At 73.1% G+C, this 24,482-nt stretch carries 2 protein-coding genes; both read left to right on the forward strand.

Annotated features, from left to right (window positions below; all coding sequences use genetic code 11):
* The first annotated feature begins 243 nt into the window (after positions 1 to 243).
* Positions 244 to 9,450, forward strand: coding sequence for a non-ribosomal peptide synthetase (locus tag AB0E24_RS33910; protein ID WP_359382830.1), 9,207 nt, complete (start codon positions 244 to 246; stop codon positions 9,448 to 9,450).
* Positions 9,447 to 24,458 (forward strand): non-ribosomal peptide synthetase, encoded by a 15,012-nt coding sequence (locus tag AB0E24_RS33915; RefSeq protein WP_359382834.1) that lies wholly within the window; start codon positions 9,447 to 9,449, stop codon positions 24,456 to 24,458. The genes AB0E24_RS33910 and AB0E24_RS33915 overlap by 4 nt, the downstream gene beginning before the upstream one ends.
* Positions 24,459 to 24,482 lie beyond the last annotated feature (24 nt).

Consider the following 24,482-nt stretch of genomic DNA (forward strand, 5'->3'; position numbering starts at 1 on the left):
TGCGCGTGGAGCCCCCGCGCCGGGTTCTCCGTCCCCACCGCCATTCCCCGTGCCGGCGCTATGAATTCCGGCGTTCCCCGCCTGGTGTACAGCCGGCGGATCGATATCTCGCAGCGGAAGTCGATTTCACTTCCGTTGACCTGTCGAGATGGAATTGACTTCCGAATTTGTCGCGTCGGATGAATTGTGTGCCCCAAGCGATTCATCAGCGATGCGCCATCGCCCGATCAGGACGGATGAATCATGACCGGTTATCAGATTGCCAGCCTGCCGCTCACGGCCGCGCAGTCCGGTATCTGGCTCGCCCAGCGGCTTCAGCCGGCGAATCCCCTCTTCAACATCGCCGAATACATCGACATTCACGGGGAGATCGACCCCGCACTTTTCGAGAACGCGCTGCGCCGCACCGTGGCCGAGGCCGACACGCTGCGGATCCGGCTCCTGGAGGAGGACGGCAGGGCGGCGCAGAGGGTCGAGGAGCACATCGACTGGACCCTGTCCTTCGTCGACGTCAGCCACGAGGACGATCCCCGCGCCTCCGCCGAAAGCCATATGCGCGCCGAGATGCGCCGGCCGGTCGACCCCACCACCGGTCCGCTGTTCGCCTTCGCGCTGTTCAAGGCGGCGGACGACCGGTACTTCTGGTACCAGCGCTACCACCACATCGTCATGGACGGCCTCGGCCTCTCCCTGATAGGCCGTCGCGTCGCCGAGCTCTACACCGCCCTCGCGGCCGGGCTGCCCTGCCCCGAGGCGCCCTTCGGGTCATTGGCCGAACTCCTCGACGACGAGGCCGCGTACCGGGACTCCGACCGCTTCACACGCGACCGCGCGTACTGGACGGCACGCTTCGCCGAGCGGCCCGCCGCCACCAGCCTGGCCGACCGCACCCCGGCGCTTCCCGAACGGCTGGAGCGCCGGACCGCCTTCCTCGACGAGCCGACGCTGGCCGGATTGCGCGCCACCGCACGCGAGGCCGAGGTCAGCTGGCCCGCCGTCCTCGTCGCCGCGTTCGGCGTGTATCTGCACCGTATGACCGGCAACCGGCAGGTCGTCCTCGGCCTGCCCGCGACGGCCCGGTCCACCGGACGCGCCCGCACCATCCCCGGGATGATGTCCAACGTCCTGCCGTTCCGGCTGGATCTGCACCCCGGTACCACCGTGGCCCAGGCCGCGCGCCTGGCGTCGAAGGAACTGCACAGCGTGCTGAAGCACCAGCGGTACCGTGCCGAGGACCTGCGACGCGATCTCGAACTCTCCGGTGACGAGCACCGCCTCGTCGGCCCGCACATCAACATCGTCATGGTCGACTACGACCTGACTTTCGGTGGCCACCGCGGCACCGTGCACAACCTCGGCGGCGGTCCCGTGGACGATCTGTCCCTCGTGGTGGACGGGCGGGCCGCCACGGAGCGCGGACGGCCCGGAAGCGGCGAGGGCGCGTCCGGCGGGCTGCGCATCGACCTGGACGGCAATCCGGAGCTGTACGGCCCCGAGCGACTCGCCGACCACCAGCGGCGCTTTCTCGACCTCCTCGGCCACTTCGCCCACGCCGCAGCCGACACCCCCATCGGCCGGATCGATCTGCTGGCACCCGAGGAGCGCGAGCGCGTCCTGGGCGAGTGGAACGCCACCGCGCGGAAGGTGCCGGACTCCTCGCTGCCCGAGCTGTTCCAGGCCCAGGCGGCCCGTACCCCGCAGGCCCCCGCGGTGGTCTTCGAGGGCCGTACGCTGACCTACGCCGAACTCAACGGGCGCGCCAACCGGCTGGCCCATCTGCTGATCGGGCACGGTGCCGGTCCGGAGAGCCTCGTGGCGCTCTCCGTGCCCCGCTCCGACGAGATGATCGTGGCGCTGCTCGCCATCCTCAAGGCCGGAGCCGCCTACCTTCCGGTGGACCCCGGCTACCCCGCCGAGCGGATCACCTACATGCTCGACGACGCCGAACCGGCACTTGTGCTCACGGCCACCGGGGACACGGCGAGCGGCGATGGCCGCACCTCCCTGCGCCTGGACGCCCCCGAGACGGCCGAACGGCTCGCCGGGCAGCCGGACCGCGATCCTGTCGACGCCGACCGCACCGCCCCGCTCCGGCCACAGCACCCCGCCTATGTGATCTACACCTCCGGCTCCACCGGCCGGCCGAAGGGCGTCGTGGTGTCCCAGGCCAGCGCCGTCGACCTCGCCACCTGGGCGGTCACCGACCTCGGGACCCGGCGGCTGAGACGGGTCCTCGCCTCGACCTCGCTCAACTTCGACGTCTCCGTCTTCGAGATGTTCGGGCCGCTGTGCGGCGGCGGGAGCATCGAGGTGGTGCGCGATCTGCTCGCGCTCACCGAGCGCACGGCGGAGGGCTGGTCGGGCAGCCTGGTCAGCGCCGTCCCCTCGGCGTTCGCCCAGGTGCTGGCGCACGGCGAGATGAACACCTCCGCGGAGACCGTCGTCCTGGCCGGAGAGGCCCTCTCGGCACACGCCGTCGCCGCCATCCGGGACGCCATCCCGGGCTGCCGCATCGCCAACATCTACGGTCCGACCGAGGCCACCGTCTATGCCACCGCCTGGTACAGCGACCGTGATGCGGACACCCGCGACCAGGCCCCGCCCATCGGCCGACCGATCTCCAACACCCGTGTGTATGTGCTGGATTCGGGGCTTCAGCCGGTGCCCGTCGGCGTCACCGGAGAGCTCTACATCGCGGGCGAGGGCCTGGCCCGGGGGTATTTGCGGCGTCCGGGGTTGACGGCGGAGCGGTTTGTGGCGGATCCGTATCGCGGGGCGGGTGGGCGGATGTATCGCACGGGTGATGTGGTGCGGTGGCGGTCGGATGGGAACGTGGAGTATGTCGGGCGCGCCGATGAGCAGGTGAAGGTGCGTGGCTTCCGGATCGAGCTGGGGGAGGTCGAGGCGGTTCTCGCCCGGCATCCGGAGGTCCGTCAGACGGCGGTGATCGCTCGCGAGGACCGTGCGGGTGTCAAACAGCTCGTGGCGTATGTGGTGGCCGAGGGCGACCCCGATGCGGGGGAGTGGCGCAGGCATATGGCCGCCGAGCTTCCCGAGTACATGGTTCCGGCCGCCTTCGTCACGCTGGAGCGGTTGCCGCTGACGCCCAACGGCAAGCTGGACCGCAGGGCCCTTCCGGCACCGGATTTCGGGTCGACCGCCACCGGCCGGGCGCCCGCCACCGTACGCGAGGAGGCCCTGTGCGCGGTGTTCGCGGATGTGCTGGGGCTTCCCGGCGTCGGGGCGGATGACAGCTTCTTCGATCTGGGCGGGGACAGCATCGTTTCCATCCAGCTCGTCAGCCGCGCCCGCGCCGCCGGACTGGTCTTCACCCCACGCGATGTCTTCCAACGCCCCACCGTGGCCGCGCTCGCCGCGGTCGCCACCGCCGCGGACGCCACCTCGGCGCCGACCCCTGATCATGGCATCGGTGTGGTGCCGCTGACTCCGATCGTGCACTGGCTGCGGGAGCGTGGCGGGCCGGTGGCGGGTTTCCATCAGTCGATGCTGGTGCGTACGCCCACCGGACTGACCCTGGAGCGGCTGACGGCAGGGTTGCAGACGGTGCTCGACCACCATGACGCGCTACGGATGCGGCTCAGATGCGACGACGACGGCACCTGGGAGCTGGAAACCGGGCCGCGAGGGACGGTCGACGCGGCCGATGCGATCACACGGGTGACCGATCCGGAGGAGCTGCGCCGGGATCCGCTGGAGGACAGGCCGCTGAAGCCCGAGGCCGGTGAGATGGTCCGGGCCGTATGGCTCGACAACGGCGCGGACACCCCCGGTCGGCTCTTGTTGGTGGCCCACCATTTGGTGGTCGACGGGGTGTCCTGGCGGATCCTGCTGCCGGACCTGGCCGCGGCGGTCGAGGGCCGCGCGCTGGAGCCGGTGGGCACCTCGTTGCGGGGCTGGGCCGAACAGCTCACCACACTCGCCAGGCACCCCTCCCGAGCCGAGGAACTCCCGCTGTGGACAGCCATGTTCGAGGGCCCGGACCCGTTGCTGGGCCGCCGGGCGCTGGATCCGGTGCGGGACACCGCCGCCACCGTCCGCCACCTCCGGCTGACCCTCCCCCCGGAGCGGACCGATCCGCTGCTGACGCGGGTGCCCGCCGCGTTCCACGGCGGTGTGAACGATGTCCTGCTGACGGCCCTGGGCCTGGCGGTGGCCGACTGGCGGCGCCGACGCGGCCATGCGGACGCCACCGGCGTGCTGGTGGACCTGGAGGGCCATGGCCGGGAGGACATCGTCGGGGGCGCCGATCTGTCCCGTACGGTCGGCTGGTTCACCAGCCTCCACCCGGTGCGCCTGGAGCCCGGAGTGGCGGACTGGGACGATGTCTGGGAGGGCGGGCCGCAGGCCGGTCGGGCCCTCAAACGGGTCAAGGAGCAGTTGCGCGCCCTGCCGGACAACGGCATCGGCTACGGTCTGCTGCGCCATCTCAACCCCGACACCGCGGGCGAGCTGGCCGCCCGCCCGGCCCCGCAGATCGGCTTCAACTACCTCGGCCGCCTCGCGACCGGCACCGACACCGACTGGGCCGTGGAGAGCGCCTCCGGCGGCGGCGACGAGGACATGCCGCTCGTCCACACCGTGGATGTCGACGCGCTCACCATGGACACCCACGACGGCGCACAGCTGCACGCCACCTGGAGCTGGCCCGACGGACTGCTCTCCGAAGCGGACGTACGGGACCTGGCCGAGACCTGGTTCCGCGCCCTGGACGCCCTCGCCGCCCACGCCGAGGCACCGGACGCCGGCGGTCGCACCCCCTCCGACCTGCCGCTGGTCTCCCTCACCCAGGACGAGATCGACACCCTGGAGCACACCTGCCCCGATCTGGAGGACGTGCTGCCGCCCTCACCCATGCAGGAAGGGCTGCTGTTCCACGCCCTGTTCGACGAGGGCGGCGCGGACGTCTACACCGTGCAGCTCTTCCTCGGCATGGCGGGAGCGCTCGACGAACGGGCTCTGCGCGCCGCCGCGCGGACCCTGCTGAACCGCCACCCCAACCTCCGCTCCGGCTTCCGCCACGAACAGCTCGCCACCCCCGTCCAGGTCGTCCATCATGAGGTGGAGCTCCCCTGGGAGACCAGGGATCTGCGTGGTCTGGCCCCGGACGAGCAGACGGCCGAACTCACCCGGATCGCCGAGGAGCAGCGGGTCCGCGGATTCGATCCGGCGGTGCCACCGCTGCTGCGCTTCGTCCTGTTGCGGCTCGCGGACGACCGCTGCCGTCTGCTCCTCACGTACCACCACATCCTGCTCGACGGCTGGTCGATGGCGCTGCTGGCCCAGGAGCTGTTCACGCTGTACGCACGCGGCGGTGACGACACGGGACTGCCGCACACCACCCCGTACCGCGACTATCTGGCGTGGCTCGCGGACCAGGACCGGGAGGCGGCGGAGGAAGCGTGGCGGCAGGCGCTCGCGGGCATCGAGGAGCCCACGCTGCTCGCCCCGACCGGCACCGACACCCCCGCCCTGGCCCCGGAGCGGGTCACCCTCGACCTGTCGCCGGAGCTGACCACCGCGCTGACCGAACGGGCCCGCGGGCTCGGGCTGACCATGAACACCCTGGTCCAGGGCGCCTGGGCGGTGCTGCTCGGCCGACTCACCGGGGCCGAGGACGTGGTCTTCGGAGCCACCGTCTCCGGGCGGCCGGGCGAGATCGGCGGCGTCGAGTCGATGGTGGGGCTGTTCATCAACACGCTGCCCGTGCGCGTGGCGCCGCGCCCGGAGGAGAGCTGGGCGCTGCTGCTGACCCGCCTCCAGGAGCAGCAGGCGGCGCTGATGGAGCACCAGTACATCGGGTTGCACGACACCCAGCGGCTGGCCGGGGTGGGGGAGTTGTTCGACACCCTCACCGTCTTCGAGAACTATCCCCTGGACCCGGACATGCTGGACAGCGCCGGCAGCGGGCTGCGGGTCACCGAGGCCGGCGCGGAGGACGCCACGCACTATCCGCTCACCCTCGTGGCGGTTCCGGGCCCGCGGCTCGCCCTGCGCCTCGGATACCGGCCGGAGCTGTTCGCCGCCGACGGCGTGCGGGCCATCGGCACCCGCCTCAGCCGGCTGCTGGAAGCCATCGCCACCGCCCCCGATCAGCCCGTCGCCGACATCGACATCCTGGGCGCCGCGGAGCGCGAGCGGACACTGATCACCTGGAACGCCACCGAGCACCACATCCCCTCCACCACGCTCACCGAGCTGATCGAGGCCCAGGCGGCCCGTACCCCGCACGCCACCGCCGTGGTCTTCGAGGGCCGGACGCTGACCTACGCGGAGCTGGGCGCTCGCGCGAACCGGCTGGCGCGGCTGCTGGTCGAGCGGGGAGCGGGCCCGGAGGGGTTCGTGGCCCTCGCCCTGCCGCGCTCCCTGGATCTCATCGTCGCCCTGGTGGCCGTGCTGAAGTCGGGGGCCGCCTATGTGCCGGTCGACCCCGACTACCCGGCCGAGCGCATCCGCCACATCCTGGCGGACGCCCGCCCCGCGATGCTGCTCACCACCGCGGACGTCACCGAGGCGCTGCCGCCCGACGACGACACCCCCCGGCTGCCGCTGGACGCCGCGGACACCCGGGCGGCGCTGGCGGGCCACTCCGACCGCGATCTCACCGACGCCGAGCGGCTCGCCCCGCTGACCGGCCTCAACACGGCGTATGTCATCTACACCTCGGGTTCCACGGGCAAGCCCAAGGGCGTGCTCGTCCCGCACGAGGGAATCGTCAACCGGCTGCTGTGGACGCAGGCGCGCTACGGGCTCGACGCCTCCGACCGGGTGCTCCAGAAGACACCGTCCGGTTTCGACGTCTCGGTGTGGGAGTTCTTCTGGCCGCTCATCACGGGCGCCCGGCTCGTGGTCGCCCGGCCGGAGGGACACAAGGACCCGGCCTATCTCGCCCGGCTGATCCGCGACGAGGGCGTCACCACGGTGCACTTCGTCCCGTCCATGCTCCAGGTGTTCCTCGCCGAGCCCGCCGCCGCCCGCCGCACCGGGCTGCGCCGTGTTCTGTGCAGCGGCGAGGCGCTGCCCGGTGAGCTGCGCGCACGGTTCTACGAGATCCTGGACGTGCCGCTGCACAACCTGTACGGGCCGACCGAGGCATCCGTGGACGTCACCTCGTGGGAGTGCGCGGCCCAGGACCCGGCCGGGCCGGTGCCGATCGGCGCCCCCGTGTGGAACACCCGGCTGTATGTGCTGGATTCACGGCTGCGGCCGGTGCCCGCCGGAGTCGCCGGTGAGCTGTATCTCGCCGGTGTGCAGCTCGCCCGGGGGTATTTGCGGCGTCCTGGGTTGACGGCGGAGCGGTTTGTGGCGGATCCGTATCGCGGGGCGGGTGGGCGGATGTATCGCACGGGTGATGTGGTGCGGTGGCGGTCGGATGGGAATGTGGAGTATGTCGGGCGTGCCGATGAGCAGGTGAAGGTGCGTGGTTTCCGGATCGAGCTGGGGGAGATCGAGGCGGTTCTCGCCCGCCATCCGGAGGTCCGGCAGACGGCGGTGATCGCTCGCGAGGACCGCGCGGGTGTGAAGCAACTGGTGGCGTATGTCGTCGCCGAGGGCGATCCCGACGCCGGTGAGCTGAGGAAATACCTGGGCGCCGAGCTTCCCGAGTACATGGTTCCGGCCGCCTTCGTCACGCTGGAGCGGTTGCCGCTGACGCCCAACGGCAAGCTGGACCGCCGGGCGCTCCCGGCACCCGACTTCGGCTCGGCCGCCACCGGCCGGGCGCCCGCCACCGCACGTGAAGAGGCCCTGTGCGCGGTGTTCGCCGATGTGCTGGGCCTTCCCGGCGTCGGGGCGGATGACAGCTTCTTCGATCTGGGTGGTGACAGCATCGTCTCCATCCAGCTCGTCAGCCGCGCCCGCGCCGCCGGACTGGTCTTCACCCCGCGCGATGTCTTCCAGCACCGCACGGTGGCCGCGCTCGCCGCGATGGCGGGCGAGGTCCGGGCAACGGCAGTCGAGCCACCGGATTATGGCATCGGCGTGGTGCCGCTGACTCCGATCGTGCACTGGCTGCGGGAGCGTGGCGGGCCGGTGGCGGGTTTCCATCAGTCGATGCTGGTGCGTACGCCCGCCGGGCTGACCCTGGAGCGGTTGACGGCAGGGTTGCAGGTGGTCCTCGACCACCATGACGCGCTGCGGTTGCGGCTGAGGCGCAACGGCGATGACGCCTGGGAGCTGGAGATCGGGCCACGGGGCACGGTCGACGCGGCCGGTGTGATCACACGGGTGACCGATCCCGCGGTCTTGCGCGGTCAGCCGCTGCGGGACCGGCCGCTGAAGCCCGAGGCCGGTGAGATGGTCCGGGCCGTATGGCTCGACAACGGCGCGCACGCCCCCGGCCGACTGCTGCTGATACTGCACCATTTGGTGGTCGACGGGGTGTCCTGGCGGATCCTGCTGCCGGACCTGGCCGCGGCGGTCGAGGGCCGCGCGCTGGAGCCGGTGGGCACCTCGTTGCGGGGCTGGGCCGAACAGCTCACCACACTCGCCAGGCACCCCTCCCGAGCCGAGGAACTCCCGCTGTGGAAGCGACAGTTGGAGGGCCTCGACCCTCTGGTGGGCACACGGGCGCTGGACCCGGTCCTGGACACCGCCGACACCATCCGCCACCTCCGGCTGACCCTTCCCCCACAGCGGACCGATCCGCTGCTGACGCGGGTGCCGGCCGCGTTCCACGGCGGTGTGAATGACGTCCTTCTGACGGGTCTGGCGCTCGCGGTGGCCGACTGGCGGCGCCGCGGGGGCCACCCCGATGCCACGGATCTGCTGGTGGACCTGGAGGGCCACGGTCGGGAGGACATCGTCGAGGGCGCCGATCTGTCCCGTACGGTCGGCTGGTTCACCAGCCTCCACCCGGTGCGCCTGGAGCCCGGGGTCGAGGACTGGGCCGATCTGTGGGGCGGTGGCAGCGAGGCCGGGCGGGCCCTCAAGCGGGTCAAGGAGCAGTTGCGCGCCCTGCCGGACAACGGCGTCGGCTACGGTCTGCTGCGCCACCTCAACCCCGACACCGCGGGCGAGCTGTCCGCCCTGCCAACCCCGCAGATCGGCTTCAACTACCTCGGCCGCCTCGCGACCGGCGCCGACGCCGACTGGGCGGTGGCACCGGAGGCCGACGGGCTCGGCGGCGGGGCCGATGACGCGATGCCGCTTCCGCACGCGCTGGAGATCAACGCACTGACCGAGGACGGTCCGGGTGGCGCCCGCCTCGGCGCCGTATGGAGCTGGCCGGACGGGCTGCTGTCCGAGGAGGACGTACGGGACCTGGCCGAGACCTGGTTCCGCGCCCTGGACGCCCTCGCCGCCCACGCCGAGGGGCCGGGAGCCGGTGGACACACCCCCTCCGATCTCACGCTGGTCAGCCTCACCCAGGACGAGATCGACGCATTCGAAGACGAACTGGAACCGGGAACCGAGTGGGAGATGCCGAAGTGAGCAGCCAGCCGAGGGTCGAAGACATCCTGCCTCTGTCGCCCCTACAGGAAGGGCTTCTCTTCCACGCGGTGTACGACACCGAGGCCCCCGATGTGTACACCATGCAGTTCGCGTTCGACCTGGTCGGCCGGGTGGACCTGGCCGCCCTGCGGGCCGCCGCGGACGCCCTGCCGCGCCGCCATGCCAACCTGCGCGCCGGGTTCCGCAGACGCAAGACCGGCGAGGCGGTCCAGATCATCCACCGCGAGGTGGAGCTGCCCTGGGACGAGCGGGATGTGAGCGATCTGGACGAGGAGGCGCAGAACGCCGAGATCGCCCGGATCCTGGCGGCGGAGAAGGGCCGCAGGTTCGACCTCGCGAGCCCGCCGCTGATGCGCTTCGTCGTCGTACGGCAGACCGCCGAGCGGTTCCGACTCATCCTGACCAACCATCACATCCTGCTCGACGGCTGGTCGATGCCGCTGCTCGCCCGGGAGCTGTTCACGCTGTACGCACATGGTGGCGATGACTCGGGGCTGCCCCGGGTCACCCCCTACCGTGACTATCTGGCCTGGCTGGCGGGGCGGGAGCGGGGCGCCGCCGAGGAGGCGTGGCGGCGGGCGCTGGACGGGGTGGAGGGGCCCACACTGCTCGCCCCCGCCGCGGGCGAGCGGCGCGGCGCGGCCCAGCCGGAGCGGGTGACGCTGGAGCTGTCCGCCGAACTGACCGCCTCCCTGGGGCAGTTCGCCCGGTCCCGCGGGCTCACGCTGAACACGCTGGTGCAGGGTGTCTGGGCGGTGCTGCTGGGACGGCTCACCGGGCGCCGGGACGTGGTCTTCGGCGGGACGGTCTCCGGCCGTCCGCCGGAGATCCCCGGTGTGGAATCCATGGTGGGGCTGTTCATCAACACTCTGCCGGTGCGCGTCGTGCTGCGGCCCGAGGAGCCGCTGTCCGGGCTGCTCGCCCGGGTGCAGGAGCAGCAGTCGGCGCTGATGGCCCACCAGCACCTGGGGTTGCACGAGGTGCAGCGGCTGGCCGGGACCGGTGAGCTGTTCGACACCCTGACCGTCTTCGAGAACTACCCCCTGGACCCCGGTGGCCTGGAGCTGCCCGGCACCGGTGTGCGCATCGCGGGCGTCGACGTCGATGACGCCACGCACTACCCCCTCACCCTCGCCGTGATCCCCGGCGACCGGCTCACCCTGCGGCTGGACCACCGCTCGGATCTGCTCGACCACGACGCCGCCAGGCGGCTGGCCGCACGTCTGGTGCGGTTGCTGGAGACGGTCGTCGCCGACCCCGACCGGTCGGTGGCGGCGGTGGACATCCTGGACGCCGCCGAGCGCGAGCGGGTGCTCGTCGAGTGGAACGCCACCGCCCGCGACCTGCCGCGGGCCGGGCTCGGCGAGCTGTTCGAGGCCCAGGCCGCAGCGACGCCCGGGAACGACGCGGTGGTCTTCGACGGCGGCGCGCTGACCTACGCCGCACTGGACGCCCGCGCCAACCGGCTCGCCCGGCTGCTGATCCGGCGCGGTATCGGCCCGGAGAGCATCGTCGCCCTCGCCCTGCCCCGGTCCGTGGACATGGTGGTGGCGCAGCTCGCCGCGGCGAAGGCGGGGGCCGCCTACCTCCCGGTCGACCCCGACTACCCGGCCGAGCGCATTCGTTTCATGCTGGAGGACGCCCGGCCCGAGCTCGTCATCACCGGTGGTGGCGGCGCCGTCGTCGCTCACGAGAGGGAGCGGCTGGACCTCGGCGACCCCGCTCTGCCCACCCGGCTCGCCGCGCTCCTGGCCACCGGCATCGTGGACGCGGACCGTACGACCTCGCTGAGCACGGCCCATCCGGCGTATGTCATCTACACCTCCGGCTCCACCGGCACCCCCAAGGGCGTCGTGGTCTCCCACAGCGGTCTGGCCTCCTTCGCCACCGCCGCCGTGGAGAACTTCGACGTCGACGCCGGGGCGCGGGTCCTCCAGTTCGCCTCGCCCAGCTTCGACGCCGCGGTCCTGGAGCTGTGCATGGCGCTGACCTCCGGTGCCGCGCTCGTCGTGCCACCGCCCGGACCGCTGGCGGGGGAGGCCCTCGCCGAGGTGCTGGCCGAGCAGCGGGTCAGCCACGCCCTGATTCCGCCGGCCGCGCTGGCGTCCGTGCCGACGGCCACGCCGCTGCCCGGCTTCCGCTCCCTGGTCGTCGGCGGTGACGCGTGCTCCGCGGAGTTGGTGGCGCGCTGGTCGTCCGGCCGCCGGATGGTCAACGCCTACGGTCCGACCGAGTCGACCGTCGCCGCCACCATGAGCGGGCCGCTGAGCGGAGAGCGGACGCCCCCGATCGGCGGCCCCGTCGTCAACACCCGGGCGTATGTGCTGGACGAGGGGTTGCGGCCGGTGCCCGTCGGTGCCCCGGGAGAGCTCTATCTCGCGGGCGACGGGCTGGCCCGCGGCTATCTGCGCCGCCCCGGGCTGACGGCGGAGCGGTTCGTCGCCAACCCCTTCGACGCCCCGGGCACCCGGATGTACCGCACCGGCGATGTGGTGCGGTGGCGGGCCGACGGCACCCTGGACTACCTGGGGCGCGCCGATGAGCAGGTGAAGATCCGGGGCTTCCGGGTCGAGCTGGGCGAGATCGAGACCGTCATCGCCCGCCATCCGAAGGTCGCCCAGGTCGCGGTGGTCGCCCGCGAGGAGCGGCCCGGCAACCGGCGGCTGGTGGCCTATGCGGTCGGCGGGGCCGGGGCGGCCGAACTGCGCGACCACGTGGCCGAGGTGCTGCCCGCCCATATGGTCCCCGCGGCGTTCGTGCGGCTCGACGCGCTGCCGCTGACGCCCCACGGCAAGCTGGACCGCAAGGCGCTGCCCGCTCCCGACTACGCCGCGGTGACCACCGGACGGGCCCCCGCCACCCCGGAGGAGGCGGCGCTGTGCGCGGTGTTCGCCGAGGTGCTCGGGGTGGAGCGGGTCGGCGTGGACGACAGCTTCTTCGACCTGGGCGGCGACAGCATCGTCTCCATCCAGCTGGTCAGCCGCGCCCGTAAGGCGGGGCTGACGTTCACCCCGCGCGATGTCTTCCGGCTGCGGACCGTGGCCGCGCTCGCCGCCGTGGCCACGTCGCGGGAGGAGACGGCTGCCACCGCGGAACCGGACGACTCCGGTATCGGGGTGGTGCCACTCACCCCGATCGCACACTGGCTGCGGGAGCGCGGCGGGCCCATCGACGGCTTCCACCAGTCGATGCTGATCCGCACCCCCGCCGGACTGGACCGGACGAAGCTGACCGCCGCGCTCCAAGCCGTCCTCGACCAACATGACGCCCTGCGGCTGCGGCTGACCCGGGCCGGTGGCACCGTCTGGGGCCTGGAGGTAGCGGCGCGCGGGGCGGTGGACGCCACCGGCTGTCTGACCCGTGTCGACGCGGCCGGGCTGCGCGGCGAGGCGCTGCGCTGTGTGGTGGCCGGACACCAGGGCACGGCGCAGGCGCGGCTCGCGCCCGAGGAGGGGGCCATGGTGCGGGCGGTGTGGTTCGACGCCGGACCGCACGAGAGCGGCAGACTGCTGCTCGTCCTGCACCATCTGGTCGTGGACGGCGTCTCGTGGCGGATTCTGCTGCCCGACCTCGCCGCCGCCGGCGAGGCCGTCATGGCGGGCGAGGTCCCGCGGCTGGAGCCGGTGGGCACCTCGCTGCGGCGCTGGGCCGAGCAGCTCACCGCGCTCGCCCAGCATCCGGCCCTGCTGGCCGAACTGCCGCTGTGGACCGCCATGTTGGAGGTCCCGGACCCGCTGCTGGGCGGCCGCGCCCTGGACGCGGCGCGGGACACCGTGGCCACCGTTCGGCACATCGCCCTCACCCTGCCGCCCGAGCGCACCGAGCCCCTGCTCACCCGGGTGCCCGCCGCCTTCCACGGCGGGGTCGACGACGTCCTGCTGACGGGCCTCGCGCTGGCCGTCGCGGACTGGCGCCGGCGCCGGGACGGCGACGCGGCGGCCCCGCTCCTGGTCGACCTCGAAGGTCACGGCCGCGAGGGCGTCGTCGAGGGCGCCGATCTCTCCCGTACCGTCGGCTGGTTCACCGATCTGCACCCGGTGCGGCTGGACCCGGCGGTGGCGGACTGGGCCGAGCTGTGGGCCGGCGGCCCGCAGGCCGGACGGGCGCTGAAGAGCGTCAAGGAGCAGTTGCGGGCCCTGCCCGGCAAGGGCATGGGCTACGGCCTGCTGCGCCACCTCAACCCGCAGACCGGCCCGGCCCTGGCCCGGCTGCGCACCCCCCAGATCGGCTTCAACTACCTGGGCCGCTTCCCCGCCGCCTCCGCCGGGGACGGGGGCGCCGACTGGGCCGCGGCCCCGGAGGCCGACGGCCTCGGCGGCGGCGTCGACCAGGCCATGCCCGTCCCGCACGCGCTCGAGCTGGGCGCCCTCACCCGGGACCACGCCGACGGGCCGCGGCTGACCGCCACCCTGTCCTGGCCCGGCGATCTGCTGACCGAGGAGGACGCCCGCGATCTGGCCGAGACCTGGTTCCGCGCGCTGGACGTCCTCACGGCCCACACCGAGCGAGCGGGAGCGGGCGGGCACACCCCGTCCGATCTGCCCCTGGTCCACCTCGGCCAGGACGAGATCGACACCGTGGAGCGGGCCCGCCCCGGAGTCGCCGATCTGCTGCCCTTGTCGTCCCTCCAGAAGGGGCTGCTCTTCCACGCCGTCTACGACGAGCGGGCCCGGGACGTCTACACCGTGCAGCTGCTGCTGGACGTGACCGGGCCGCTGGACGCCCGGGCGCTGCGCCGCGCCGCCCACGCCCTGCTGGAGCGCCACGCCAATCTGCGCGCCGGTTTCTGGTACGAGGGGCTGCGCACCCCGGTGCAGTTCGTGCCCCGGGCGGGCGCGACCGAGCTGCCCTGGTACGAGTTCGACCTGTCCGGTGTCCCGGCCGACCGGCGGGAGGCCGAGCTGGAGCGGCTGCTCGCCGAGGACCGGGCCCGCCGGTTCGACCTGACCACGCCGCCGCTGCTGCGCATCACCGTGATCCGGCTCGACGGCGACCGCTACCGGCTGGTGCTGACCAACCACCACATCCTGCTGGACGGCTGGTCCACCCCGTTGCTCGCCCAGGAGCTGTTCACGCTCTACGCCTCCGGGGGAAGCGATGCCACGCTGCCCCGGGTCACCCCCTACCGCGACTATCTGGCCTGGCTCGCCGACCGGGACGGCGGCGCCGCCGAGAAGGCGTGGAAGCAGGCCCTGGAGGGCGCCGAGCCGACCCTGCTCGCCCCCGTGGACCCCGGCCGTGCGGCGGCGATACCGCGAAGGGTCACCGTCGAGCTGTCCGCGGAGCTGACCGCCGCCCTCACCGAGCGCGCCCGTGGTCTCGGGCTCACGATGAACACGCTGGTGCAGGGCGCCTGGGCGGTGCTGCTCGGCCGGCTCACCGGGCGTCAGGACGTGGTCTTCGGCGCCACGGTCTCCGGCCGTCCGCCGGAGATCGCCGGTATCGAGACGATGGTGGGGCTGTTCATCAACACCCTGCCGGTGCGGGTGGCACTGCGGTCCGACGAGCCGCTGTCCGGGCTGCTGGCCCGGGTGCAGGAGCAGCAGTCGCTGCTGACCGACCACCAGTACCTCGGTCTGACCGACATCCAGAACATCGCCGGTACCGGTGAACTCTTCGACACCCTCACCGTGTTCGAGAACTATCCGCTCGACCCGGCGGCGATGGAGCTGCCCGGCACCGGGCTCGGCGTCCTGGGCATCGACGGCCGGGACGCCACCCACTACCCGCTGACCCTCGTCGCCCTCCCCGGACTCCCCGGCCAGGGGCTCCAGCTGCGGCTCGACCACCGGCCGGACGCGCTGGACCCGGCGGCCGTGGCGGAGATGGCGGACCGGCTGCCGCGGCTGATGGAGCTCATCGCCGCGGACCCGGAGCGCCCGGTCGGGCGGATCGATGTGCTCGGCACCGACGAGCGCGCCCGGCTGCTGGCGCTGGGGACCGGGGACACCGGTCCCCGGCCCGGCGGGTACGGATCGATCCAGCGGCGGTTCGCCGACCAGCTGGCCCGTACCCCGGACGCGGTCGCGCTCAGCGACGCCGATGGGCAGGAGGTCACCTACCGGGAACTCGACGCCCGCGCCAACCGGTTGGCGCACCGGCTGATCGCCATGGGGGTGCGCCCGGAGAGCCCGGTCGCCGTGATGCAGAATCGTTCCGTCGGTCTTGTGGTCTCGATCCTCGCGGTGCTGAAGGCGGGCGGGGCGTATGTGCCCCTGGACCCCCGCTATCCGCGGGCCCGGCTGAGCCTGATCGTCGAACAGACCGCCGCCGGTGTGCTGCTCACCGACCGCGACCTGAGCGACGCCGCCCGCGCCTTCCCCCACCGGGCCCGTCCGCTGGTCGTCGACGACCCCGCCCTCGACGGTGACGCGCCCCTCGACGGCGAGCCGGACACCGACCCCGGTGTCGACGGACACCATGAGCAACTCGCCTATGTGATGTACACCTCGGGCTCGACCGGCACCCCCAAGGGCGTCGCCATCACTCACCACGATGTGCTCGCTCTCGCCTTCGACGGGGCCTGGGACAGCGGCCACCACACCCGGGTGCTGCTGCACTCGCCCCAGGCGTTCGACGCCTCCACCTACGAGCTGTGGGTGCCGCTGCTGCGCGGCGGCCACATCGTGGTGGCGCCCCCCGGGGAACTCGACGTCCAGGACCTGGCCCGGGTCATCGTGGCGCGGAAGGTCACCGGACTGTGGCTGACCGCCGGTCTCTTCAGGATCCTCGCCGAGGAGCGGCCCGAATGCCTCGCGGACGTATCCGAGGTGTGGTCCGGCGGCGATGTCGTCCCCGCGTCCATGGTGCGCCGCGTGCTGGCCGCCTGTCCCGGGCTGGTCGTCGGCGACGGCTACGGCCCGACCGAGACCACCACGTTCGCCGCCTACCACCGGATGCGGGCCGAGGACACCGTCCCCGACACGGTGCCCATCGGCGGGCCGCTGGACCGGATGCGGCTCTACGTCCTCGACGACAACCTCGCCCTCGCCCCGCACGGAGTCGCCGGTGAGCTGTACATCGCCGGGGCCGGACTCGCCCGCGGCTACCTGGACCGCCCCGGGCTCACCGCGGAGCGCTTCGTCGCCGACCCCTTCGGCCCCGCCGGGACACGGATGTACCGCAGCGGTGACCTGGTCCGCTGGACCGACGGCGGCCTGCTCGAATTCGTCGGCCGCGCCGACGAACAGGTCAAGGTGCGCGGCTTCCGTATCGAACTCGGCGAGATCGAAGCCGTCGTGGCCCGCTTCCCCGGCCTCGCCCAGGTCGCCGTGATCGTCCGCGAGGACCGGCCCGGGGACAAACGCCTGGTCGCCTACGCCGTCCCGGCCGGCGGACAGCCCGCACCGGACCTGGCCGCGCTGCGCGACCACACCGCCGCCGCCCTGCCCGCCTACATGGTTCCCGCCGCCTTCGCCGTCCTGGAGACCCTGCCCGTCACCACCAACGGCAAGGTCGACCGCCGGGCCCTGCCCGCGCCCGACTACGGTGCCGCCGCCACCCGCCGGGCCCCGCGCACACCCGAGGAGCGCACCCTCTGCGAGATCTTCGCCGATGTCCTGGGCCTGGCCGAAGTCGGCATCGACGACAGCTTCTTCGACCTCGGCGGCCACTCCCTGCTGGCCACCCGCCTGATCAGCCGGGTGCGCTCCGGATTCGGCGTGGAGCTGGCGGTGCGCAGCCTGTTCGAGGCCCCCACCCCGGCCCGGCTCATGGCGGCCGTCGCCGGAGCCGCCCGCGCCCGCGCCGCGCTGCGGCCCGTCGAGCGGCCCGAGCTGATCCCCATGTCGTACGGCCAGCACCGGCTGTGGTTCCTCAACCGGCTGGAAGGCGCCGCGTCCCCGTACAAGATCCCGATCGCGCTGCGGCTGAGCGGACACCTCGACCGCGAGGCCCTCCAGGCGGCGCTGGGCGATGTGGTGGACCGGCACGAGGCGCTGCGCACCGTCTTCCGCGAGACCGGCGGCACCCCGCACCAGGTGGTGCTCGGCACCCACACCGCCACCCCCGCCCTCACCACGGAGACCGTCACCGAGGAGGAGCTGCCCGAGGCGCTGCTCCGGGCGGTCGCGCCCGGCTTCGACCTCGCCGCCGACCCGCCCCTGCGGGCCACGCTGTACGCACTCGGCCCCGACCGCCACGTCCTGCTGCTGGTCCTGCACCACATCGCCGGTGACGGCTGGTCGATGGGCCCGCTCGCCCGCGACTTCTCCCTGGCCTACACCGCCCGCCTCATGGGCGAGGCGCCCGATCAGGACCCGCTGCCCGTGCAATACGCCGACTACAGCCTCTGGCAGCGGCAGGTCATGGGCGGCGAGGACGACCCGGACAGCCCGATCTCCCGGCAGCTCGCCTTCTGGACCCGCACACTCGCCGGACTCCCCGACGAACTGGAGCTGCCGGCCGACCGCTCCCGGCCCGCCGTCGCCACCTATCAGGGCGGCACCCTGATGTTCCGGCTCGAACCCGAACTCCACCACGGGCTGCTGGGCCTCGCACGCGACAGCGAGGCGAGCCTGTTCATGGTGGTCCAGGCCGGGCTCGCGGCCCTGCTGACCCGGCTGGGGGCGGGTACCGACATTCCGCTGGGCAGCCCGATAGCGGGCCGGACCGACGAGGCCCTCGACGAACTGGTGGGCTTCTTCGTCAACACCCTGGTGCTGCGCACGGACACCTCCGGCGACCCCACCTTCCGGGAGCTGCTGGCCCGGGTCCGGGACACCGACCTCGCCGCCTACGCCCACCAGGACACCCCCTTCGAGCGACTGGTCGAGGTCCTCAACCCGGCCCGCTCGATGGCGCGCAACCCGCTGTTCCAGGTCATGCTGGTGCTCCAGAACAACGTCCAGGCCGATCCGCGGCTGCCCGGACTGGACGTCACCGTGGAGAGCGCCGGAGCCCACGCCGCCCAGTTCGACCTGTCCTTCGACCTCACCGAGCGCTACGCCGAGGACGGCGCGCCGCAGGGGCTGGACGGCCGGTTCGACTACAGCACCGACCTGTTCGACCACCCCACCGCGCGGCGGCTGCTCGACTGCTTCGTACGGTTCCTCCAGGCCGCTGTCGCCGGGCCGCACCGCCCGGTGGGGGACCTGGACTTCATCGAACCGGGGGAGCGGCGGCAGCTGCTGCTCGACTGGAACCGCACCGAGTGCGACACCGGCATCACCGGGGTCGTGGAACGGGTCCGGGAGATCGCCGCCCGCCACCCGGAGGTCACCGCCCTCACCGACGACCACCACACCGTCGACTACGCCACCCTGGTGGCACGCGCGAGCGCCCTCTCCCGCAGGCTGCTGGCGAGCGGCGCGGAGGCCGGTGCGGTCGTCGCGATCCTCTCCGACCGCACCGTCCGGGTGCCCATGGCCGTCCTCGCCGTCCTCGGCATCGGCGCCGCCTATGTGCCGCTCGATCCGCGCGCCCCGCTCCGGCGCGGCGCCGGAATGCTCGCCGACAGCGGCGCCCGCCTGCTGCTGGCCGCGCCCGAACACATCGGAAAAGCAAGGGAGTTGGCCGAGGCCGCCGAGATCCCCATCGAGGTGCTGGCGCTGGACGACCGGGCCGACGACGCCGACGGACTGCTGCCCGTCGCCGGAGGCCCCGGCCACCTCGCCTACGTGATCTTCACCTCCGGCTCCACCGGCCGCCCCAAGGGCGCGATGGTGCACCGGCGCGGCATGGTCAACCACCTCCTCGCCAAGGTCGAGGACCTGGGGATGACGGACACCGACAGCGTGGTGGCCAACGCCCCGCTGACATTCGACATCTCGGTGTGGCAGATGCTGTCCGGCCTCCTCGCCGGCGGCCGGGTGCGGCTGGTCGGCGAGGACACCGCACTGGACCCGCAGGCGCTGTTCACCCGCGCCGCCGAGGAGCGGATCACCGTCCTCGAAGTGGTCCCCTCCCTGCTGCGCACCGCACTGGACGCCTGGGAGTCCGGAGCCGAACCCGTCGAACTGCCCCGGCTGCGCCGGCTGATGGTCACCGGCGAGGCCCTTCCGCCGGACCTGTGCGCCCGCTGGTTCGCCCGCTATCCGCACATCCCGCTGGTCAACGCGTACGGCCCGACCGAGTGCTCGGACGACGTCACCCACGCCGTCATCGACGCCGCCACCCCGCTCGGCGGCGTCCGGGTGCCCATCGGCGCCGCCATCCGGAACACCCGGCTCTACGTCCTGGACACCCGGCTCCAGCCGGTCCCGGTCGGTGTCCCCGGGGAGCTGTACGTGGGCGGCACCGGCGTCGGATACGGCTATGCCGGCGACCCCCGGCGCACCGCGGCCACCTTCGTGGCCGACCCGTTCGCGGAGCTGCCCGGCAGTCGGCTGTACCGCACCGGCGACCGGGTGCGCCGACTGCCCGACGGGCAGCTGGAGTTCCTCGGCCGGCTCGACCACCAGGTCAAGATCCGCGGACAGCGCATCGAACCGGGCGAGGTGGAGGCCGCGCTGCGCGCGATCCCCGCGGTCACCGACGCGGTGGTCACCGTCGGCACCGATCCCGCCGGGCAGAGCCGCCTCGTCGGCCACATCGTCGGCGCGGCCGACCCCCGGCGGGTGCGCTCCGAACTGGCCGGTGCGCTGCCGGAGGCGATGGTGCCGGCCGTCCTCGTGGCCATGGACGCCCTGCCGCTCACCCCCAACGGCAAGGTGGACCGCAAGGCCCTGCCCGCCCCCGACTTCGGGGCGTCGGCCACCGGCTCAGGACGGGCCCCGCGCACCCCGCGGGAAGAGCTGCTGTGCGATGTGTTCGCCGAGGTGCTCGGACTGCCCCGGGTCGGCCCCGACGACGACTTCTTCGACCTGGGCGGCCACTCGCTGCTGGCCACCCGCCTGGTGAACCGGATCCGGTCCGCCTTCGGGGTGGAACTCCAGGTCAGGACCCTGTTCGAAACGCCCACCGTGGCCGGGCTCGCCACCTCCCTCGCACCGGGCGCCGGAGGCCGGGCACCGCTGGTCCCGGCCGAGCGCACCGGGCGGATCCCGCTGTCGTACGCCCAGCGCCGGCTGTGGTTCCTCAACCGCTTCGACGGCGACAGCGGCGCCTACAACGTGCCGCTGGCGCTGCGCCTGACCGGTGACCTCGACCGCGAGGCGCTGCGCGCGGCCCTCGGCGACGTGGTGGCCCGGCACGAGAGCCTGCGCACCGTCTTCCCCGAGACCTCGGGACCGGACGCGGACGGCGGCGCCCATCAGCGGATCGTGGACGCCGGGACGGCCAGGCCCGCGCTCCCGGTCACCGACACCGACGAGGCGTCCCTCCCCGGACAGCTGGCGGCCGAGGCCGCCACCGGATTCGACCTCACCCGCGAACTCCCGCTGCGCACAAGGCTGTTCGCGCTCGCCCCGGACAGCCATGTGCTGCTGCTGGTGATGCACCACATCGCCAGCGACGGGGCCTCCGCGGCACCGCTCGCCCGCGACCTGGCCTCCGCCTACGAGGCCCGGCGGGCCGGTGAGGCGCCGCGGTGGACCCCGCTGCGGGTGGGCTACGCCGACTACAGCGTCTGGCAGCGCGAGGTGCTCGGCGACGAGAGCGACCCCGAAAGCCCCATCTCCCGGCAGCTCGCCTTCTGGACCGACGCCCTGGCCGGCCTCCCCGACCAGCTGGAGCTGCCCACCGACCGCCCCCGCCCCGCGGCCGCCACCGGCGCGGGCGACACCGTCCCCGTGCGGATCGGCCCCGAACTGCACCAGCGGCTGGCCGGACTGGCCCGCGAGAACCGGGCCAGCGCCTTCATGGTGGTCCAGGCCGGGCTCGCGGCGCTGCTGACCCGGCTGGGGGCGGGTACCGACATCCCGCTGGGCAGCCCGATCGCGGGCCGTACCGACGAGGCCCTCGACGATCTGGTGGGCTTCTTCGTCAACACCCTGGTGCTGCGCACGGACACCTCCGGCGACCCCACCTTCCGGGAGCTGCTGGCCCGGGTCCGGGACACCGACCTGGCCGCCTACGCCCACCAGGACATGCCGTTCGAGCGGCTGGTGGAGGTCCTCAACCCGGCCCGCTCGCTCTCCCGCCATCCGCTCTTCCAGATCGCCCTGGCCTTCCAGAACCCCACCGCGGTCGGCCAGGAGGTCACCGGTCTCACCGTGGCCGCGGAACCGTTCGGCAACGCCGGAGCCAAGTTCGACCTGTCGATCAGCCTCGGCGACCGGCGCGACGAGCACGGCGGCTGCCAGGGCATCGAGGGCCATGTCGTCTACAGCGTCGACCTGTTCGACGCGGATACCGTCACCGCCCTGGTCGCCCGGCTGATCCGGCTGCTGGAGGCGGCCGTCGCCGACCCGGACCAGCCGATCGGCCGGATCGGGCTGCTCGACCCCGCCGAGCGGAACCGCATGGTGGTCACCTGGAACGACACCGCCACCGAGGTCCCCGAGGTGACCCAGCCCGAGCTGTTCCAGGCCCAGGTGGCCCGCACCCCGGACGCTCCCGCGCTGGCCTTCGGCGACCAGGAGCTGTCGTACGCCGAGCTCAACACCCGCGCCAACCGGCTGGCCCGCCTGCTCATCGACCGCGGCGTGGGCCCGGAGCGGTTCGTCGCCGTCGCCCTGCCCCGGTCGGCACGGCTGGTGGTGGCCCTGCTCGCGGTGGGCAAGGCCGGCGGCGCCTATGTGCCGGTGGACCCGGCGTATCCGGCCGAGCGGATCGGTTTCATGCTCGCCGACACCGCCCCGGCGCTGCTGCTCACCGACGCCGACACCGCCGCCGCGCTGCCGGAGGGCACCGAGGACATCCCGCGCCTCCTCCTCGACGACCCCGCCACCGACGCACACCTCGCCCGGTTCGCCGCCACCGACCCCGACGACAACGACCGGCTCGCGCCGCTGCGCCCGGCCAACCCGGCCTATGTCATCTACACCTCGGGCTCGACCGGACGGCCCAAGGGCGTCGTCATCCAGCACACCTCGCTCACCGACTACCTGGTCTTCGCCGGGGGCGACTACGACGGAGTGCGCGGCACCGCGCTGCTGCACTCCTCGATCTCCTTCGACCTGTCGGTGACCGCCACCCATGTGCCGCTCACCGTGGGCGGCACCGTCCGGGTCGTCGGCGACCTCCAGGACCCGGACCCGGGGACCGCCGAGGCGCTGCGCGCCCGCCCGTGCACCTTCCTCAAGGCCACGCCCAGCCATCTGCCGGTCCTCACCACGCTGCCGGAGGAGTTCGCGCCCACCGCCGAACTGCTCCTCGGCGGTGAGCTGCTGCTGGGCGAGCGGGTCGACGCCTGGCGTGCGGACCACCCCGGCACCACCGTCCTCAACATGTACGGACCCACCGAGACCACGGTCAATTGCAGCCAGTACCGCATCGCACCGGACACCCCGATCCCGCCGGGCCCGCTGCCCATCGGCGGCCCGATGCCCAACACCCGGTTCCATGTGCTCGACGACCGCCTCGAGCTGGTGCCGCCGGGCGCCGCCGGAGAGCTGTACGTGGCGGGCGACTGCCTGGCCCGCGGCTATCTGGGCCGCCCCGATATGACGGCCGCCCGGTTCGTCCCCGACCCGTTCGGCGCCCCCGGCGCCCGGATGTACCGCACCGGGGACGTGGTGCGCTGGAACCCCGACGGCACCCTGTCCTTCCTGCGGCGGGTGGACGACCAGGTCAAGCTGCGCGGCTTCCGGATCGAACTCGGCGAGGTCGAGGCCGTGGTCGACCGCCACCCCGCCGTCGCCAGGTCCGCGGTGATCGTGCGTGAGGACCGCCCCGGCGACCAGCGCCTGGTCGCCTATGTGGTGCCCGCGTCCGGCGCCGAGTCGCCGGCCCCGGCCGAGCTGCGCCGCCACGCCGCCGTGGACCTCCCCGAGTACATGGTCCCGAACGCCTTCGTCCCGCTGGACGCGCTGCCGCTGACCCCCAACCGCAAACTGGACCGGCGGGCCCTGCCCGCGCCCGAGTCCTCCGCGGGCTCCGGCGGCCGGGCGCCCCGCACCCGTCAGGAGCGGCTGCTGTGCGAGCTGTTCGCCGAGGTCCTCGGCGTGGAGCGGGTGTCCGTCGACGACGGCTTCTTCGACCTCGGCGGCCACTCCCTGCTGGCCACCCGGCTCATCGGCCGGGTGCGCGCCACCTTCGGGGTGGACATAGCCATCCGCACCCTCTTCGAGGCACCCACGGTGGCGGAGCTGACCGAGCGGCTCGGCACCGGGGAGGACGACGGCCAGGGCGCCTTCGACATCCTGCTGCCGCTGCGCCGCAAGGGCGACCGCCCGCCGCTGTTCTGTGTCCACCCGGCCAGCGGTTTCAGCTGGTCCTACGCGGGGCTGATGCGCCACCTCGGCCCCGGCCACCCGATCTACGGCCTCCAGTCGCGTGGCATCGCCGAACCCGGTGAACTGCCCACCGGCGTCCAGGAGATCGCCGCCGACTACCTCAAGCAGGTGCGCACCGTCCAGCCCACCGGGCCGTATCTGCTGCTCGGCTGGTCCTTCGGCGGACTCGTGGCGCACGCCATGGCCGAACAGCTCCAGCGCGCCGGTGAGCGGGTCGCCCTGCTGGCCATGCTCGACTCCTTCCCCCGGCTCCCCGCAAGCCACGGCGGCGGTGCGGGGCGCCCGGCGGAAGACGCGGTCCTGTCCCAGCGGGAGTTCCTCGCCGGAATGCTCGACCTGGCCGGCTATGAGCGGGCCGAGTGGGACGGGGAGCCGTTGGAGTACGGCAAGGTCGCGGAGATCCTCCGCGGCCAGGGCGGCATCCTCGGCGGCCTCGAAGAGCGGCATGTCGCGGCGCTGTACGAGGTGTTCGAGAACAATTCACGGCTCGCGCGGGGCCATGTACCCGGGACCTACGTGGGTGACCTGCTCTTCTTCGAGGCGACGCTCGGAAAGCCCGGGAACGCCCCCGGGCCCGAGGCGTGGGCGCCCTTCCTCGAAGGCTCCATCGAACGCCACCCCGTCGAGTCCACCCATGACGACATGACCCAGCCGGAACCGCTCGCCGGGATCGGCCGGATCCTCGCCGCCCGGCTCCGCGACTTCATCTGAGACCCCTCCACGGAAGAGAGACAA

Source organism: Streptomyces malaysiensis subsp. malaysiensis, assembly GCF_040653035.1.
Classification (GTDB): domain Bacteria; phylum Actinomycetota; class Actinomycetes; order Streptomycetales; family Streptomycetaceae; genus Streptomyces; species Streptomyces malaysiensis.